This window comes from Parabacteroides chongii, assembly GCF_029581355.1.
Lineage (GTDB): Bacteria > Bacteroidota > Bacteroidia > Bacteroidales > Tannerellaceae > Parabacteroides > Parabacteroides chongii.
Genome location: NZ_CP120849.1, coordinates 4,081,267 through 4,101,079, shown reverse-complemented (window position 1 = coordinate 4,101,079; position 19,813 = coordinate 4,081,267). Strand labels below are relative to the sequence as shown.

The following is a 19,813-nucleotide window of genomic DNA, read 5'->3' as shown; positions in this document are numbered from 1 at the left end:
ATTGAAAGTTGAAAATTATGATAAAGACATTTGCCAAATACAGTCTAATCACCTTGTCGGTATTCGTTCTGGCATCGTGTAAAGGGAAAAAACAGCCGACGGAGACACAGGCTCCTTCCATCAGTGTAACAACACCGGAAGTCAAAGATATTACACTGACAAAAGATTATCCCGGTTATCTGAGCTCTGAATTAATGGTCAACCTAGTGGCCCGGGTAAACGGTTATCTTCAGACCTCGCACCTGGTAGCAGGCAGCAAAGTGAAAAAAGGAGATCTGATCTTCGTGATCGAACCCGATACTTATAAAGATAATGTGACACAGGCAGAGGCGGCACTCAAAACCTCCAAAGCGCAGCTCGATTACGCCCGCAGCAATTACGAGCGGATGAAAGAAGCGGCAAAAAGCGGGGCCGTCAGCCAAATCCAGGTCCTGCAGGCCCAATCGACCGTAGCCGAAATGGAAGCCTCCGTACGTAATGCGGAAGCCGGACTGAACACCGCCCGGACCAATCTGAGCTATTGCTATATCCGCGCCCCGTTCGACGGACGGATCACACGCGCCAGTTACGATATCGGCAACTATATAAACGGAGCCGTGCAACCCGTCACACTGGCTACCCTATATAAAGACGATCTGATGTATGTAAACTTCAACATCGAGGACAACCAGTTTATGAAGATGATGATCACAGCCGCTCAGAACGACTCCACCGTAAAACTTCCCGAAACAATCTCCGTACACCTGGGAGATAACGGACGGCAGAACTACACAGGCCGGCTGGATTACCTTTCTCCCAACGTAGACCTCTCGACCGGGACACTGAATGTCCGTGCCAATCTCGATAATAAGGACGGGGAATTGAAAAGCGGATTATACGTCACCATCACCCTCCCTTACAGCGAAAAGAAAGACGCCGTCCTGGTGCGCGATGCCTCCATCGGTACCGACCAGCTGGGAAAATACCTTTATATTGTCAATGATTCCAATATCGTACGATACCGCCATATAGAACCGGGACAACTAGTGGACGACACGCTACGGCAGGTCATCAGCGGGATCGAACCGAACGAACGTTACGTCACCACCGCTTTATTGAAAGTTAGGGACGGAATGAGTATTACCCCCATAAAATAAGAACGTCATGGTAAAATTCTTTATAAACAGACCGATCTTTGCCACCGTTCTTGCCCTGATCATTGTAGTAGCAGGATTGGTCACACTCAACGTATTACCCATCGCCCAATATCCGGATATCACACCGCCTACCGTACAGGTCTCGGCCGTTTATCCGGGGGCGGATGCACAAACGGTCTCACAGACCGTCGGATTACCGATCGAACAACAGGTGAACGGGGTGGACGGAATGCTCTATATGAGTTCCAATTCCTCCAGTTCAGGCGCCTATTCACTGACCATCACATTCGCAGTCGGTACGGATATCGACATGGCGACCGTCATGGTACAGAACCGTGTCAGCATTGCGCAAAGCAGCCTTCCTGAAGCCGTGATCGTACAAGGTATCACGACCCGCAAACAATCGTCGAACATTGTGATGATGCTTTCACTGACCTCTAAAGATCCCCTCTACGACGGGCTCTACCTGAGTAACTATGCCAGTCTGAACCTGACAGACCAATTGGCCCGTCTGCCTGGTGTGGGTTCAGTAAGTGTAATGGGGGCAGGTAATTACAGTATGCGTATCTGGCTCGATCCCGAAGTCATGCGTATCCGTAACCTGACGCCCGATATGGTCTTTCAGGCCATCTCTACGCAGAACAGGCAGGTATCCGCCGGTTATGTCGGACAACCGATTGCGCAGGCAAACAATCCTTACCAATATACCCTGACGGTAAAAGGTCGCCTGACCACTCCGGAAGAGTTCGGAAATATCATCATACGGACCGAACAAGGCGGCAAAATACTCCGCCTGAAAGATATAGCCAGCATCGAGTTGGGCAGTTCCTCTTACAATGTGACCTCCCAGCTAAAAGGACAACAGGCGGCAGCGATTGCCATCTACCAGTTACCGGGTTCCAACTCGCTGGAAGTATCCAAAGCCGTACGGGCGAAAATGGAAGAAATAGCCGCTACCCTGCCGCAAGGTGTTGAATATAACGTAACACTCGACACGACGGAAGTCATAAACGCCTCCATCGACGAAGTATTAGTAACCTTCCTGGAGACAACTGCATTGGTCGTCCTGGTTATCTTCCTGTTCCTCCAGAACTTCCGGGCAGTAATCATTCCTTGCCTCACCATCCCTGTTTCATTGATAGGAACACTGGCTGTAATGGGGGCGCTGGGATTCTCGGTCAATACCCTGACATTGTTCGGGTTGATCCTGGCTATTGCCATTGTGGTGGATGATGCGATCGTGGTCGTCGAGAACTCGTCGCGATACATGGACACGGGGAAATATACGGCACGCGAAGCAGTGACCAAAGCGATGGGCGAGATTGTCGGACCGATCGTCGGTGTCGTACTGGTCTTATTGGCGGTATTTATCCCGACGACCTTTATTGGCGGTATCTCCGGGCAGCTTTACAAACAATTCGCCCTAACCATCGCAGCCGCAACCGTATTGAGCGGTATCAACTCACTGACGTTGACACCGGCTCTCTGTGCCTTATTCCTGCAAGTCACCAAAGATCCGACCTTTTTCGTATTCAAAGCGTTCAATAAAGTATATGACAAGACACAAAAGGTTTACGACGATGTAGTCGACCGCATGCTGAAACATCAGATCGTCACACTGGTTATCTTCCTGATCGTCTCAGCCGCAGCAGCTATTATGTTCATACGCTGGCCGTCTACTTTCATTCCGGAAGAAGACGACGGTTACTTCCTGGTTTCAACCCAGTTGCCTCCGGCAGCCAGCCTGCCCCGTACACAGGAAGTAAGCCGGAAGATCAACAAGATACTCGACAGTTATCCGGAAGTCAAGACCTATATGGGTATCAGTGGTTTCTCCGTGATGGGAGGCGGCGAATTATCGAATGCCGGAACCTATTTCGTCGTACTGAAAAACTGGAATGAACGGAAAGGGAAAGGTCATACGGCGCAAGATGTCGTCACTCGCTTCAACCGGGAAGCCTACGGTATCCAGGAAGCGCAGATATTCGCCCTGGTCCCTCCTGCCATCCCCGGCCTGGGTGCTTCCGGCGGCCTGCAATTACAGCTGGAAGACCGCAAGAACCTGGGACCGACCGAAATGCAGCATGCCATCGAGACGTTGCTGGAAACCTATCATACCAAGCCTCAGCTCCTGAGTCTATCCAGTATGTATCAGGCCAATGTGCCGCAATACCGGCTGAACATAGACCGCGATAAGGTACAGTTGCTGGGATTACAATTGAGCGATGTCTTCTCGACATTAAGTTATTACATGGGAGCCGCTTATGTAAATGACTTTGTCGAGTTCGGACGTATCTACCAGGTGAAGATCGAAGCCAGCGGACAGGCTCAGAAAGTGATCGACGACGTTATGCGGTTAAGCCTGGAGAACAGTGCAGGTAAAATGGTTCCTTTCTCCGCCTTTACAGAAGCCGTACAACAATTGGGACTGGACCAGATCAACCTGTATAATATGTATTCCTCCGCCTCCATCACCTGTATCGCCAACCCGAAATACAGTTCCGGAGAAGCCATACAGGCCATGGAAGAACTGATACAGGAACAACTGGGCGATAACTTCGGTTACGAATGGACCTCCGTCGCCTATCAGGAAACGAAAGCCGGATCGACTACGATCCTGATCTTCGGTATGGCATTACTGGTTGCATTCCTCGTTCTTTCGGCACAGTACGAAAGTTGGACAAGCCCGCTGGCGGCCATCCTGGGATTGCCGATTGCGTTGCTGGGTGCTATCCTGGGTTGCTTTATTATGGGCGTACCTGTCAGCGTCTACACTCAGATCGGTATTATCCTACTGATAGCTCTCTCCGCAAAAAACGGTATCCTGATCGTCGAGTTCGCCCGCGACTACCGTGCCGCCGGTAATTCCATCCGCGAATCGGCTCTCGAAGCCGGACACGTCCGCTTGCGCCCGATCCTGATGACTTCGTTTGCTTTCGTGTTGGGTGTTATGCCGTTGCTGTTCGCTACCGGAGCCGGAGCAGCCAGCCGTGTCTCACTGGGGGCAGCCGTTGTATTCGGTATGGCGATCAATACGATCTTCGCCACCGCTTTCATTCCGAGCTTCTACGAATGGATGCAAACCATTCAGGAAAAGTGGCTGGATAAAGCGTCGCCCAACAGCTCCGGGGGGAAGAAGTGATCCTTTCAGATCGTATTAGGGGACGCAGAAAACGCAGACGCTCGCAGACTTTTTATTTTCTTTTAAACAATAATTTATCTGCGTTACTCTGCGTTTTCTGCGTCATTTGCGTCCCCTAATACAAACCATTAATAAATAGCCCCTATGTACCTATCAAAATTACCTATTTGACTTCTGTTTAATAACATTTTACTTTTGTTGAGTAATCTAAAACAAATCACGTATAAGGTTGGTTACATGAATATTCAAGGTAAGATGTTGTCGGCTTTATACTAATAAAAAAATTATTTATGGAAAACAAAAAACTAACAGCTGCCAACGGTCGCCCCGTTGCAGACAATCAGAACTCACAGACAGTGGGTCCGCGCGGACAAATGGTGATACAAGATCCCTGGTTCCTGGAAAAACTAGCTCACTTCGACCGCGAAGTCATTCCTGAAAGACGTATGCATGCCAAAGGCTCCGGAGCATTCGGAACCTTTACCGTGACACACGACATTACTAAATACACAAAGGCTGTAATTTTTAGTGAAGTCGGTAAAAAGACAGACTGTTTCGTCCGCTTCTCTACCGTTGCCGGCGAACGCGGAGCTGCAGATGCAGAACGCGATATTCGTGGTTTCGCCATGAAGTTTTACACAGAAGAAGGTAACTGGGATTTAGTCGGAAACAATACACCGGTATTTTTCCTGCGCGATCCGTTAAAGTTCCCCGACCTTAACCACGCCGTCAAAAGAGATCCGAAAACAAACATGCGCAGTGCAAACAACAACTGGGATTTCTGGACATTGCTTCCGGAAGCATTACACCAGGTTACCATTACCATGAGTTCTCGCGGTATCCCTTATTCTTATCGCCACATGCACGGTTTCGGTAGCCATACATATAGCTTTATCAATGCCAAGAACGAACGTATCTGGGTGAAGTTCCACCTGAAAACATTGCAGGGAATCAAGAACCTGACCGACCAGGAAGCGGAAGCGATCATCGCAAAAGACCGTGAATCGCACCAGCGTGACCTGTTTGAAAGCATTGAAAAAGGTGATTTCCCCAGATGGAAATTCCAGATCCAGCTGATGACGGAAGAACAGGCAGAAAACTACCGTATCAATCCGTTCGACCTGACAAAGGTATGGCCGCACGGCGACTTCCCGCTGCACGACGTTGGTATCCTCGAACTGAACCGTAATCCGGAAAACTATTTCGCAGATGTGGAACAAGCTGCCTTCAACCCGATCAATACGATAGAAGGTATCGGTTTCTCTCCGGATAAAATGCTTCAGGGCCGTCTGTTCTCTTATGGTGACGCACAGCGTTATCGCCTGGGTGTAAACTCTGAACAAATACCGGTAAACAGACCTCGTTGTCCTTTCCATGCTTACCATCGCGACGGAGCTATGCGCGTAGACGGTAACTACGGTTCTGCCAAAGGATATGAACCTAACAGCTACGGCGAATGGCAGGATTCTCCCGAAAAGAAAGAACCGCCTTTGAAAGCCAACGGCGATATCTACAATTACAACGAACGCGAATACGATGACGATTATTACAGCCAGCCGGGCGACCTCTTCCGTCTGATGCCTGCCGACGAACAGCAGCTCCTGTTCGAAAACACTGCCCGTCAGATCGGTGGAGCCGAATTGTTCATCCAGCAACGTCACGTACGCAACTGTTACAAAGCCGATCCGGCCTATGGCAAAGGTATTGCCGATGCACTCGGCATCAGCCTGGAAGATGCTTTGAAAGAAACAAGATAGTTTAAGCAACCCCTTGATAAGCTCTGTTCAAAAAAAGAATGCCCACGATACCGGATGGTAAAGGGGCATTCTTCATTTTATTTTGAAAGAAATCAATCAAACATATGCCTGAATTTGCTGAATATCTTCTCTTTCATCGTACGGTTCGGCTGGAAGTTAGGTGAGTTTTCCAAACCGGTCAATGTTTCTTTTTCTGATGCGGACAACGTTTCCGGGATATATACACTTACATTAACCAACAAGTCGCCTGTCCCGTAACTATTCACCGAAGGAAGTCCTTTGTTCCGCAGACGAAGTACTTTACCCGGTTGTGTACCTGGTTCGATTTTCACCTTCGCCTTACCATCGATAGTCGGAACTTCAACATTTCCTCCCAAGGCAGCCTGAGGTACGCTGAGTAACAGATTATATAACAAATCGTTCTCATCACGGATCAATTCCGGATGCGGCTCTTCTTCGATCAGGATCAACAGGTCACCGTTTATACCTCCATGACGGGCAGCATTTCCTTTACCACTCATCGACAGTTGCATACCTTCTGCAACACCAGCCGGAATATTGATTGTAATGATGTCGTCATCACGCATGATACCTTCACCGTTACATTCACTACATTTCTTTGTGATGATTTTTCCTTCACCCCCACAAGTCGGACAAGTAGACTGCGTCTGCATCTGCCCCAGGATCGTATTGGCAACACGTGTTACTACACCACTACCATGGCATGTATCACAGGTTTTGCTGCTATGATCATCCTCGGCACCACTCCCGTGGCATTTGCTACAAGGAACATATTTCTTAACCTTTATCTTCTTTTCCACTCCGTTAGCGATCTCTTTCAGGTTCAGCTTTACCTTCACACGCAAATCTGACCCACGGTTCACACGACGGCCGCCACGTGAGCCACCGCCAAAACCACCGAAACCGCCAAATCCGCCAAAGTGTCCGCCAAAGATGTCTCCGAACTGAGAGAATATATCTTCCATTGACATTCCGGCTCCACCAAAGCCACCCCCCTGAGAGGCACCTCCTACTCCGGCGTGTCCGAACTGGTCATAACGCTGACGTTTCTGTGCATCGCTCAGTATGTCATACGCTTCGGCAGCTTCCTTGAATTTCTCCTCTGCTTCCTTGTCACCAGGGTTCTTGTCCGGGTGGAACTGGATCGCTTTTTTTCGATATGCTTTCTTAATTTCTTCTACTGTGGCGGTTTTTGACACCTCCAGCACTTCGTAATAATCTCTTTTAGCCATCTTTGTATTTGTTGTTATTTGCTCTCCGGCATGTTGCTTATTCTCCTACTACTACTTTAGCGTGACGAAGCACTCTATCATTCAAAGTATAACCGGTCTGTACACAATCCAGGATCTTTCCCTTCAAGCCAGGTTCCGGAGCAGGAATAGTAGCTACAGCTTCAAACATTTCGGTGTCGAATGGTTGACCTACCGCTTCAATAGCTTTTACTCCCTGCTGGGCCAGATAAGCCATAAATTTGGAATAGATAAGCTCTACTCCTTCTTTCACGGCTTCCACATCCTCCGAGTTGCGGATGTTCTGCAATGCACGTTCAAAATCATCTACAACCGGAAGCAAGTTCTTCAGGGCGGCTTCACCACCATTCTTGATCAGGTCTGCCTTTTCACGCAAAGTACGTTTACGGTAATTGTCGAATTCTGCCATCAAACGAAGATGAGAGTCGTTCAATTCGTTATACTTCTTTTTCAACTCTTCCAGTTCTTCGGTCACAATGTCAGTCTGCGCACATTCTTCTGCCGCATTTTCCTGTTCCTGCTGCAAATTTGTCGCTTCTTCGTTGTTCTGACACTCATTCTTTCCAGCCGTTTCTTTCTTTCCGTTAAAATTCATCTTGCTCATAACTATCTTAATTTTTTTATTATTACCTAATTGTCAGCATAATACGACAACCTTCATCTACTAACATTCTGTATGTAGAAAAAGTTATCCCGATGATCATACACCGGAATAACATCAAATATGCTGCCAACTATTCATACTCAACAAAAATATCTTTACCTTTGCCTATACATTTAGGTATAAACAGGTATTATTAATACTATAATAGAATTACTGGCATGATGAAAAGAGTTGTTTTATCCATATTACTGTTGTTTGCAATCTTAACCGGCTATGCACAGAACCGGAACGCGTCGATCTGTAGATTAGGATTTACTTACGATATCAGTCAAAGTAATAACTGGGGAAAATATAAACCCGTTGTTACAGGGGTTATCCCTTATTCTTCGGCAGAACTTGCAGGAGTAAAACAGGGTGACATCCTGGAAGCAATAGACGGAGTGCAATCGGCTGAAGTCTCTCCGCAGGAAATTGAGGAGCTATTGAATCCTGCCGGTAAAAACGATGTGATACTGACTATCTCCAATCTTGCCGTACCGACCAAGCAGGTGATGGTAAAGAAAGATTGCAAGAAGGTCAACTCGATCACGGAAGATCAGCTGGCATCGGCTTTTTCCATGTACAGCCTGGAGACTACCAGCGAACGGAACTTCACCTGTCCGTTCAAGACCGTAGTAACACCGGATTCTGTCAGCTTTGGCAAGTTCAAGACATTTGCTTTCGCTTCGATCGACGAAAACAACCGGAAACTGGAAACGGCTATCAACGAATGTATCGAAAAGGAAATGACCAAGAAAGGCATGGTGGTAGACATCACCCAGCCGGATATCCTGATACAAACATTCTACTTCTTCGATAAGAATCCCAATTTCAAGGGAGTGAACAAAATAATGATAGAGAAGGAACCGACCTATCGTTATAATTATACGTTGAGTAAAATGGATACATTCCCGTTCCTGGGTAATTCGGCTGCAGAAGCGGAAGCGGAATATTTGCTGCAATTCGGATTCCGCATGATCGACCAGGCTTTTGTTCCGGGACGTATCCTATGGGAATGCGAAGCAAACGAACTGCTGGAAGACTCCTACAAACTGGAAGAATATGCCCGTGTACATGTGCCGTTGATGCTGATGCAGTATCCGTATGTAAAATACGGCAGGAACGTATTATATAAGGTCAATCAAAAGACCTATAATTACACAGGTATCAGCTATGACATCGACCGCCTGGAACTGATTACGGACGTCGACCGTAATTCGCCGGCTTATGCAGCCGGACTGCGTCCGCGAGATGTGATCGAGAGGATCAACGATAACAAGATGAATTATTCCGCCGAAGAATTTACAGCAGGCTATAAGAACTTCATTTCCAAAACAATGAAATACCGTGACCCCAAAACACAGTTCACGGATGCCAATGGTTTCAAACGCTGTATGTACTGGGATACATTCAACTACCCTAAAGTAGCCGACGCTTTACAAAGTTCCGGCAATGTAGGAGCCTTCTCCTACTTATTTTATTATGCTCCCTATGTCAATCCGGCAGGAAACAATGCCTGTACGTTCGATATCAAACGGGGCAAGAACAAAATGGAAATCATCGTCCGCCCTACTATCCGCAGAGAGGTTACGGTGGAGATAAAATAAGCATATAAATTAACGTGATATACCCACAAAACTTTGAACAAAAAACGGGGTTCGATAAAGTTCGCCGTTTAATTTCCGATAAATGTTTAAGCCCGCTGGGACAAGAGCGGGTCGCAGAGATGGAATTCTCTGCCGATTATACAACCGTTATTGAACGCCTGGAACAGACAGATGAATTTGTCCGTATCCTGCATGGAGAAGTGGAGTTTCCTGCCAGTTTCTTTTTCGATGTGCGTTATTCACTGAAAAGAATACGCCCTGAAGGGACCTGGCTGGATGAAAAGGAGCTGTTCGACCTGAAGCGTTCGCTGCAGACCATCAACGATATCGTCCGTTTCTTCCGTCCGACAGACGAGGAAGAAATCGCTTATCCTGCCCTGACGGCATTGGCGGGTGACATACTGGTGTTTCCGCAGCTGATCGGAAAGATCGACTCCATTCTCGACAAGTTCGGGAAAGTGAAAGACAATGCCTCGCCTACCCTAGCACAGATCCGAAAAGAGATCACGGCAACGATGAGCGGTATTTCCCGCAGCCTGCAATCCATCCTGCGAAACGCCCAATCGGAAGGTGTGGTCGATAAGGACGTGACGCCGACCATGCGTGACGGTCGTCTGATGATCCCTGTCGCTCCGGCTTTCAAAAGGAAGATTAAGGGTATCGTGCATGATGAGTCGGCAAGCGGTAAAACGGTCTTCATCGAGCCGGAAGTGGTCGTGGAAGCCAATAACCGGGTACGGGAGCTGGAAGGCGACGAACGCCGGGAGATCATGAAGATCCTGACGGAATTTACCAATATCGTACGTCCCATGGTGCCGGATATCCTGCAATCGTATGAGTTTATGGCGGATATCGATTTTATCCGTGCCAAAGCTCTTTTTGCAGAGCAAGTGAAAGGGATCAAGCCGGTGGTCGAGAATATACAGCAAGTAGACTGGGCGCGTGCCGTCCATCCGCTGCTTTACCTCTCCCTACAGAAACAGGACAAACAGGTTATTCCGCTCGATATCACTTTGACCGAAGAGAAACGCATACTGATCATTTCCGGACCGAACGCCGGCGGTAAATCCGTTTGTCTGAAGACGGTGGGACTGCTGCAATATATGTTGCAGTGCGGTCTGCTGATCCCGCTGCACGAAAGTTCGCGTACCGGGATATTTGCCAGTATCTTCATCGATATCGGCGACGAGCAGAGCATCGAGAACGACCTGAGTACCTATAGTTCCCACCTGACCAATATGAAGCATTTCGTCAGGAACTGTAACGAAAAGACGATCATCCTGATCGACGAGTTCGGTAGCGGTACGGAACCCCAGATAGGCGGTGCGATAGCCGAAGCACTGCTCGACCGGTTCAACCGGAACCGCAGCTTCGGCGTGATCACGACCCACTATCAGAACCTGAAACATTTTGCAGAAGATACAGAGGGGATCGTAAACGGTGCCATGCTGTATGACCGCCATCTGATGCAACCGCTGTTCAAGCTGTCGATCGGAAATCCGGGAAGCTCGTTTGCCGTCGAGATTGCACGAAAGATCGGGTTGCCGGAAGATGTGATTGCAGATGCTTCCGCCAAAGTCGGTTCCGATTATATCGACATGGATAAATACCTGCAGGACATTGTCCGGGACAAACGTTACTGGGAAAGCAAGCGCCAGAATATCCGCCAGCGCGAAAAGAAACTGGAGGATATCACCGAGCGCTATGAAAAAGACCTGGCAGAGGTGAACAAACAGCGGAAAGAGATCATGCGCGAAGCCAAGGCGGAAGCGCAACGTATCCTTTCGGAAGCCAATGCCAAGATAGAAAACACCATCCGTGAGATCAAGGAGGCACAGGCTGAAAAGGAACAGACCAAACTGGCACGCAAAGCACTGGATGAGTTCAAGGCTTCGGTCAGCTCCACCGGAGAAGAAGACGATAAGATCGCCCGCAAGATGGCGAAGCTGCAGGAACGGAAAGAGCGCAAGAAGCAAAAGCAGAATGCACCGACCAAACCGGTATTCAACCGCGACGTGATCGAGGTCGGCGACAATGTCCGCCTGAAAGGACAGGTTTCGGCAGGTACGGTGATGGAGCTTCAGGGCAAGCAGGCTGTCGTGGCATTCGGGATGATCAAAAGTACCGTCAAACTGGAGCAGCTGGAAAAGGTCAGCAAAGGTCAGATCAAGAAAGAAATCCAGAAAAGTACGTTCGTCAGCTCGGATACGGCCGACCATATGCACGAAAAGAAATTGAACTTTAAGCAGGAAATAGATGTTAGAGGTATGAGGGGCGATGAAGCACTACAAACTGTCACCTATTTCATCGACGATGCCATCCAGGTCGGAGCATCTAAGGTACGTATCCTGCATGGCACGGGTACAGGTATCCTGCGGCAACTGATACGCGATTATCTGCATTCAGTGCCAGGTGTCCGCCATTACCACGATGAGCATGTCCAACTGGGAGGTGCCGGTATCACTGTTGTGGAACTGGATTAAACAATTATATGCATGAGACGAAAAGAGGCTACATATCTGCACAAGCGCAGACATATTTCAAACCGGCATCTGTCGGACAAATATTACTATGCCGGAGAGCATGAGACTGCTACCGATATTCGTCTCACGCAATACAACCAGGATACACTTCATACCAGCGAGGTCAAAAAAGGGACCACGACTTTCGGCAAGTTGGTGGATCCGAATAAGATCAACTGGTTTCAGGTTAGCGGACTGACCGACTCCGATACCATCACGCGTATCGTAAAAGAGTTCGGACTGCATAACCTGGATGCCAAAGATATATTGACCCCCCAGCACGTCGTAAAGATCGAGGAGTATGCGAACCACGTGCTCATTATCCTGAACTCCAGCTACTACGATGCCAATATGGAGATACATTCCGAACATATCAGCATCCTGGTGACGGGCAATGTGGTTATCACGTTCACCGAAAGTAACAATCCGGTGTTTGCCAATACAATGAAAGCGCTGGAATCGGATATGTTGAGCCTGCGGAAAAAAGGCAGCGGACTGCTGCTCGCTTTCCTGTTGAATACGATCATCGCCAATCTGGTCGAGACGGCATCCAAGGTGGAGGAAATGCTGGAAGATATCGAAGAGACATTACTCGATATCAAAAGCGACCAGGGAAATATGGGCTCGATGATCCAGCAGCGCCGGCACGAATACATGCTTATCCGTAAAAACAGCCAGCCTCTGAAAGAACAATTCCCCAAACTGCTGCGCACCGAGAACGGGATAATCACTCCCGACATGCTCCCGGTATATACAGACCTGTCAGACCAGTTGCAATTCGTTATACAGACAACTGAAAGTTGCCGGGAAATCATATCTTCCCTGGTGGACCTGTATATCTCCAACAACGACCTGCGCATGAACGCGATCATGAAACGGCTGACAGTCGTATCGACCCTGTTCATCCCATTGACCTTCCTGGTAGGCGTATGGGGGATGAACTTCAAACTCATGCCCGAACTGGACTGGGAATACGGCTATGGCATCGCCTGGGGAGTCATGTTCCTGACCGGCCTGCTGACCTGGACATATATGCGGAAAAAGGACTGGTTTTAAAGTCCGTAATTCTTTTTGAACTGATAATATGTATTTCTGGAAACGTTGAAGTGCTTACAGATCATGACGATCGTATCTCCCCTTTCAAGCATGTTCATGACCTCTTCCTTATTGGCATCCAGCATCGACTGCTTGGCATCGGTACCTTTCGGACGTCCCAGTTGCAGACCTTCCTTATCCTTCTTGTGATTCAGTGCCTCTTTTGTCCGGACAGACATCAGATGATGCTCGATATCCGAAACCAGGTTACAGGTATTCGAAACAACCTCCATATTCACGCTGTCATCCAACAGATAGCGGTCATTTATACTATATACATGAATGCCTCGCGCCATACACTTCGCCAAAAGGGTCATTACTTCCGACAGGGTACGACCAAACCGGGCGATATCCGTCACGATCACCTTGTCGCCCTTTTTCATTCTGTCCATTATCCGGAATAAGGCAGGTTCGCTCTCTTTTCTCCTTCCGTCTACTATATCAGTTATCCATTTACTGATTTCCAAACCATTTGCTGACGCATAACGAGTAATTTCATCTTTTTGTGTTTCAAGATGTTGCTTGTCAATAGTTACTCTCAAATAAGCTATTACCATAAAACTTCTGCTACTTACTATTTTGAATGTACAAAATATCATTTTTTGTTCACGCGGTGAAGATACAATAAAGTAACGACAGGTCATATACTATTTCTCTTTTCCTGAGTAAAAAAAACGCTAAAAAGCGAACTGTAGCAAGTTAAAAAACAAGGCTTTGCTATTTATGCTAAACTTTCCCTTTTATTGAAAGAAAATGTTATCGGAAACAAGATAAAACATTATTTAATAAGCGCTCCATACATTTTATAATTATATCCGGTGAAATAAACCTATCTTTGCAGTTATGAAAAAGTATCTTCTAGTCATATTAACCATCCTCTATGTCGGGGTTTCCAGCGGAATCATCCTGAATATCCATCATTGCATGGGTAAGATAGTGGAAGTCGAATTATGGCAAAACGATACCTGCCCTTCATGCAAGGAAAAGAAACAAGCGGGCCATTGCTGCTCTACGGAGACGCAATTGGTCAAGATGACGGTCGACCAGGATATCCATCAGGTACCGGTCATCGATTATACGCCGGTAGCCCTGTCCTTACTTTTCAATATGCATAATTTGCTGATTCTCTCCGAAGCAGACGAATCAGGCATATCCTATCCTTATTATACAACCCCACCTGACGAATGCAGCGGTACGGAACGATGCATTCTAAACTGTTCTTTTCTGATTTAGTTGATGTTGGCTATACAGCCGACAGTATCTTTTGTTTATAATCCATAAACAAAAAATTATAATAATCTGTTCCTTTTGTGTAACACAAGAGAAAATTGAACGTGTATAGCCATTCTTTGTAAAACAAAGTCTGCCTGTAGGCGCAGATTATAGACATCAATTAATCCATCAGAATAAAAACAGTACTCTATGCTAAATAAAATAATTCGTTATTTCCTTGAGAACAGGGTAGTAACCATGCTATTATTAATACTGGTTGTTGTGTGGGGAATATCGACCTCTCCTTTCAACTGGCACGGGGGCATTATCCCGCGTAACCCGATCCCGGTGGATGCGATCCCGGACATCGGTGACAACCAGCAAATTGTCGCTACCGAATGGATGGGACGGTCACCCAAAGACATACAGGACCAGATCACTTATCCGCTGACCACCTCGCTGCTGGGTATTCCGGGGGTGAAAAGTATCCGGAGCTCCTCCATGTTCGGTATGTCGTTCATTTATATCATTTTCGATGATGATATCGAATTTTACTGGAGCCGTTCACGTATCCTGGAAAAGCTGAACTCATTACCTCCCGGAACATTACCGGAAGGTGTACAACCTGCCCTGGGACCTGATGCAACGGCTTTGGGACAAATCTACTGGTACACGCTGGAAGGCAGGAATCCGGAAACAGGCAAACCTACCGGAGGATGGAATGCCGAAGAACTGCGCACGATCCAGGATTTCTATGTCAAATACAGTCTTTCGGCAGCCGAAGGGGTATCGGAAGTGGCTTCTGCCGGAGGTTTCGTGAAGGAATACCAGATCGAACTCAATCCGGATGCCATGCGGGCATTCAACATATCGGTCATGGATATTATGAATGCCGTTAAAAAGAGCAATCTCGATATCGGTGCGGAAACGATGGAGATCAATAAGGTGGAATATCTGATCCGGGGATTGGGATATATTAAAGATGTATCTGACCTGGAGAAAGCGGTCGTCACCGTTCGCGACGGTGTCCCGGTACGTATATCGGACGTTGCTTTCGTGAATATCGGTCCGGGGACACGCCGCGGAGGTTTGGACAAGGAAGGGATAGAAGCAGTCGGCGGTGTCGTCATTGCCCGCTACGGAGCCAATCCGCTGGAAGTGATCGACCATGTAAAAACGAAGATACGGGAAATAGAAGCCGGACTTCCACAGAAAACGTTGGAGGACGGGACAGTCTCCAAGGTGACAGTCGTGCCTTTCTACGACCGGACCGGACTGATCAAAGAGACGATCGGGACACTGGAGACTTCACTCTCGCATGAAATTCTGATTTGTATCATTGTAATCATCGTGCTCGTACTGAATCTGCGCGCTTCGGTCATTATTGCAAGCATGTTGCCGATAGCGGTGCTGGCGACGTTCATTATCATGAAATATACCGGGATAGAAGCGAATATTGTCGCCTTGTCCGGTATCGCGATTGCGATCGGTGTCATGGTGGATGTCGGTGTCGTTTTCGTGGAGAGTATTATACGGTATATGGAGATGCCCGAAAACAAAGGCATCCGGAGTGGCAAAGCATTTGTAAACCTTATTTACAAAGCGGTAAGCGAAGTATCAGGAGCTATCACTACGGCGATGATCACAACGATTGTCAGCTTCCTGCCTGTTTTTGCCATGGAAGCGCAGGAAGGGAAGATGTTCTCTCCCCTCGCCTACACAAAAACATATGCACTGGCTTCTTCCTTTATCCTGGGGTTGATCTTATTGCCCACTCTCTCCTATTTGTTATTCTCTGTCCGGATACATTCGAAAGCGATACGCAGGATCGCCAATTATCTGCTGGTTGTTGCCGGCATCGCGCTTATGATCATTTACGGAAGTGTTCCGGCTCTCGGCTTGACGGCTGTAGGGTTGAATAACCTGTTCGCTTCCTGCTGGAAAAATCCGAAGATGGCAACTTATATTAATATAGGTATCACACTATTGGTTGCCATATACTATCTGTCGGAAGAATGGCTGCCGATGGGACCGCAAGCCGGGCTATCAGCCAATATCCTGTTTGTTGCTGCTTGTATCATCACCATTCTGTCTCTTCTGTGGATACTGGTTATCTATTACGAACGGATACTGAGATGGTGTCTCAGCCATCGCTGGCTGTTCATGACCGTTCCGGCTGCAACGATCGTATTCGGTTTCATGATCTGGATGGGAATCGGGAAAGAATTTATGCCCAGCCTGAATGAAGGTTCTTTCCTGCTGATGCCCACCAGTATGCCTCATACCGGAGTTGCCCAAAACCTGGATTATATTGAAGCACTGGATAAACGCCTGGCAGCCATTCCGGAAGTAGAGACCGCCATCGGAAAATGGGGACGTGTAAACTCGGCTCTCGATCCGGCACCGGCACAGATGTTCGAAAATACGATCAATTACCGTCCGGAATATATCTTGAATGAGGACGGCGCCCGGGAACGATTCAAGGTGAACAGCCGGGGAGAATATCTTTTAAAAGATGGCGGTACGTACAATCCCGCCGACGGCTTCCGGCTTATACCTAAAGACAGCCTGATTCCCGACCGGAAAGGAGATTACTTCCGTCAATGGCGGCCGGAGATCAAAAACACAAACGATATCTGGCAACAGATCGTAAATGTCACTCATTTACCGGGGCTGACCTCCGCTCCTAAACTGCAACCGATAGAAGCCCGTCTCGTCATGCTTTCGACCGGAATGCGTGCGCCGATGGGACTGAAGATATACGGACCGGACCTGGAAACGATCGAACAAAGCGGGAAAGCGATCGAGCAGGCATTGAAAGAGGTACCGTCCGTGATCCCTTCTTCCGTCTTTTATGACCGAGCTGTCGGTGCTCCTTATCTGGAGATCCAACTGAACAGGGACAATATGGCGCGCTATGGAGTGAATGTGGAAGACCTGCAGGAAATATTGAGTGCTGCTGTCGGCGGCATGGTTTTAACGACAACTGTGGAAGGCAGGGAACGCTTCCCCGTCCGTCTCCGTTACGCACGCGAACTGAGGGATAATCCGGAGGCTTTATCCATGTTGCTGGTTCCAACCGCAACCGGTGCACAGATTCCCCTGAAGGAGCTCGCCGATATCGATTATACCCGGGGAGCACAGATGATCCAAAGCGAGAACACCTTCCTGGTCGGTTATGTCATATTCGATAAACTGTCCGGCAAGGCGGAAGTGGATGTAGTCAAAGAGGCGACACGCGTGTTGGAGCAAAAGATAAAAGACGGCGAACTGACACTGGCTAAAGGGGTCTCTTATAAGTTTGCCGGTAACTACGAGCAACAGGAACGTGCCACTCAACGGCTGGCAATCGTAGTCCCGATGGCACTGCTTATTGTCCTGCTGGTCCTGTATTTCCAGTTCAAAACGGTGACGGCTTCCCTGATTCATTTCTCCGGCGTGTTCGTTGCCTTTGCCGGCGGTTTTATTCTGCTTTGGCTGTACGGACAGGATTGGTTCATGAACTTCTCCGTCGGAGGAGAAAACATGAGGGATCTTTTCCAAATGCATACGATCAACCTGAGCGTGGCTGTCTGGGTAGGATTTATCGCCCTGTTCGGAGTGGCGACAGACGACGGAGTGCTGATGGGTACTTATATCCACCAAACATTCCTGCAACAGAATCCGACCACAAAAGAAGCCATCCGGGAGGCTGTCGTTACAGCCGGTCTCAAACGTGTACGCCCGGCTGCCATGACAACCGCCACGACGCTGATCGCCCTCCTGCCGGTACTGACTTCGACAGGAAAAGGAGCGGATATCATGGTCCCGATGGCAATACCGACTTTCGGAGGTATGTTGATCCAGTCCATGACTATGTTCGTCGTTCCCGTCCTGCAATGTTGGTGGCGTGAAAGTGCCATAAAGAAAGAACAAAAGAAACAGAATCTTCAAAACAATAGAAACGATGAAAAATAAGATCAGAATACAAACATATATAACAGGGATAGCCTTGCTGCTCGGCATTCTTCCCGCCTTTTCACAACAGGCGGACAGCCTGTCATGGTATTTGGAAACGGCAGCACGTAACAATCCGTTGATAAACTCCAATTTCGCTTTATACAAAGCATCACTGGAAAAGATTTCGCAAGCCGGAGCGTATGCCGACCCGGAACTGGATATAGGTCTTTTTGTCAAACCGATGGAGACACTTAGCGGCAAGCAAATTGCCGACTTTACCCTCATGCAGATGTTTCCCTGGTTCGGGACACGTAAAGCCGCCCGCAACGAAGCGACCGAGATGTCGCGTATGGCTTACGAGCAATTCCGCGAGGCCAGGAACAATCTGTTCTATGAAGTAAAAAGCCAGTGGTACCAGTTATGTAACCTCAACGAGCAATACAAGAACACACAGGCAAACCTTCTGTTGCTTGAACAACTGGAAAAACTGGCACTCAACCGTTACTCGGCACCTTCAGCCAATGCACCGACCCCGACAACAGCAACCGTTGTCAGTGCCGTTGCAACATCTCCTATTACAACAGGGAACAGTATGGATAATATGGGAGGAATGGGAAGCAGTCCCCAAACGACAGCACAGGGAACATCGGCAGGAAACGCTTCCATGCAAAGTATGGGAGCCAGTTCGATGGGCAGTTCAATGGGGTCAGGCAGTTCTTCCGGCAGCATGTCGGACGTATTGCGCATACAGATAGAAAAAGCCGAACTTCAGAATAATCTGGAAATCCTCGCATCCAGCAGGATAGCAGCCGAGGCTCGTTTCAATGCTTTACTGAATCGTAAACAGGATATGCGGGTAGCCGTTCCCGATTCATTGGAACAACTGCGTTTTCCGATCGACGACCAGGCAATGACCGACAGTATCATCACTGCCAACCCTATGTTATCGATGCTTGAAGCCGAAGCGAACGCTTACCGCGCCAAAGCCGTCATGGATAAAAAGATGAGCTATCCAATGTTCGGTATCGGCCTGCAATATTCGCTTGTCGGGAAATCAAACAACAAGATGGTTATGGACGATATGAACGGGATGGATATGTTTATGCCGATGTTCAAGATCAGTATCCCTATTTTCCGTAAAAAGTACCAGGCACAACAGAAAGAGAGCCAGCATTACCGCCGGGCAAGCGAACTGAAATACGAAAATACGTTGAACCAGCTGCAATCCGAATACCAGACAGTCAAGCAACAACTGGCTGATGCCGCCCGCAAAATAGCTCTTTATAAGAAACAGCAGGAACTGTCGCTTTCCACCTGGCAACTGATCGTACGGGAGTTTTCAGCCGGTACGACAAGCCTGACAGAAGTGATACAGGTAGAACGACAGCTATTGGATTACGGCCTCAAGAAAAGTGAAGCCATTGCCGAATACAATACGATGGTAGCCGGAATGGAAAAATTAGTAGCAACTTCAATAAACGAATAAAGA

12 protein-coding genes are annotated in these 19,813 nt (G+C 48.0%); 9 read left to right on the top strand and 3 right to left on the bottom strand.

Annotated features, from left to right (window positions below; genetic code table 11):
• Positions 1–17: 17 nt before the first annotated feature.
• The 3 genes from P3L47_RS15295 to P3L47_RS15285 all read left to right on the top strand — a co-directional run bounded on the left by P3L47_RS15295 (position 18) and on the right by P3L47_RS15285 (position 6,035).
• A complete protein-coding gene (locus tag P3L47_RS15295; RefSeq protein WP_277781357.1) occupies positions 18–1,136 on the top strand; it encodes an efflux RND transporter periplasmic adaptor subunit in 1,119 nt (372 codons plus the stop codon).
• A 7-nt stretch (positions 1,137–1,143) separates the two neighbouring features.
• Positions 1,144–4,278: an efflux RND transporter permease subunit gene (locus P3L47_RS15290; RefSeq protein ID WP_277781356.1), complete on the top strand. Its 3,135-nt coding sequence runs from the start codon at positions 1,144–1,146 to the stop codon at positions 4,276–4,278.
• 290 nt (positions 4,279–4,568) lie between these two features.
• Positions 4,569–6,035, top strand: coding sequence for a catalase (locus P3L47_RS15285; protein ID WP_075557238.1), 1,467 nt, complete (start codon positions 4,569–4,571; stop codon positions 6,033–6,035).
• A 92-nt stretch (positions 6,036–6,127) separates the two neighbouring features.
• On the opposite strand, the gene dnaJ is transcribed toward P3L47_RS15285, so the two are convergent.
• Both dnaJ and P3L47_RS15275 read right to left on the bottom strand, forming a co-directional pair.
• Complete coding sequence (dnaJ, locus tag P3L47_RS15280) at positions 6,128–7,288, bottom strand: molecular chaperone DnaJ (RefSeq protein ID WP_277781355.1); 1,161 nt, start codon at positions 7,286–7,288, stop codon at positions 6,128–6,130.
• 37 nt (positions 7,289–7,325) lie between these two features.
• Complete coding sequence (locus P3L47_RS15275) at positions 7,326–7,910, bottom strand: nucleotide exchange factor GrpE (protein ID WP_122362962.1); 585 nt, start codon at positions 7,908–7,910, stop codon at positions 7,326–7,328.
• 218 nt (positions 7,911–8,128) lie between these two features.
• Between P3L47_RS15275 and P3L47_RS15270 the strand changes: the two genes are divergently transcribed.
• The 3 genes from P3L47_RS15270 to corA are packed head-to-tail and all read left to right on the top strand — an operon-like array spanning position 8,129 to position 13,134.
• Complete coding sequence (locus P3L47_RS15270) at positions 8,129–9,556, top strand: DUF4136 domain-containing protein (RefSeq protein WP_199715751.1); 1,428 nt, start codon at positions 8,129–8,131, stop codon at positions 9,554–9,556.
• A gap of 14 nt (positions 9,557–9,570) precedes the next feature.
• Positions 9,571–12,039 (top strand): endonuclease MutS2, encoded by a 2,469-nt coding sequence (locus P3L47_RS15265; protein WP_277781354.1) that lies wholly within the window; start codon positions 9,571–9,573, stop codon positions 12,037–12,039.
• Positions 12,040–12,051: 12 nt separating this feature from the next.
• On the top strand, positions 12,052–13,134 hold the full coding sequence (corA, locus tag P3L47_RS15260) for a magnesium/cobalt transporter CorA (RefSeq protein WP_277781353.1): 1,083 nt from the start codon (positions 12,052–12,054) through the stop codon (positions 13,132–13,134).
• On the opposite strand, the gene P3L47_RS15255 is transcribed toward corA, so the two are convergent.
• On the bottom strand, positions 13,131–13,730 hold the full coding sequence (locus tag P3L47_RS15255; protein WP_122362965.1) for a recombinase family protein: 600 nt from the start codon (positions 13,728–13,730) through the stop codon (positions 13,131–13,133). The two genes, corA and P3L47_RS15255, sit on opposite strands and share 4 nt — an antisense overlap.
• A gap of 286 nt (positions 13,731–14,016) precedes the next feature.
• Between P3L47_RS15255 and P3L47_RS15250 the strand changes: the two genes are divergently transcribed.
• The 3 genes from P3L47_RS15250 (at position 14,017) to P3L47_RS15240 (ending at position 19,810) form a co-directional block, all read left to right on the top strand.
• Positions 14,017–14,406 (top strand): HYC_CC_PP family protein, encoded by a 390-nt coding sequence (locus P3L47_RS15250; protein ID WP_122362966.1) that lies wholly within the window; start codon positions 14,017–14,019, stop codon positions 14,404–14,406.
• A 189-nt stretch (positions 14,407–14,595) separates the two neighbouring features.
• Complete coding sequence (locus tag P3L47_RS15245) at positions 14,596–18,342, top strand: efflux RND transporter permease subunit (protein ID WP_277781352.1); 3,747 nt, start codon at positions 14,596–14,598, stop codon at positions 18,340–18,342.
• Complete coding sequence (locus tag P3L47_RS15240; RefSeq protein WP_277781351.1) at positions 18,332–19,810, top strand: TolC family protein; 1,479 nt, start codon at positions 18,332–18,334, stop codon at positions 19,808–19,810. Before P3L47_RS15245 ends, P3L47_RS15240 begins: the two co-directional genes overlap by 11 nt.
• The last annotated feature ends 3 nt before the right edge of the window (positions 19,811–19,813 follow it).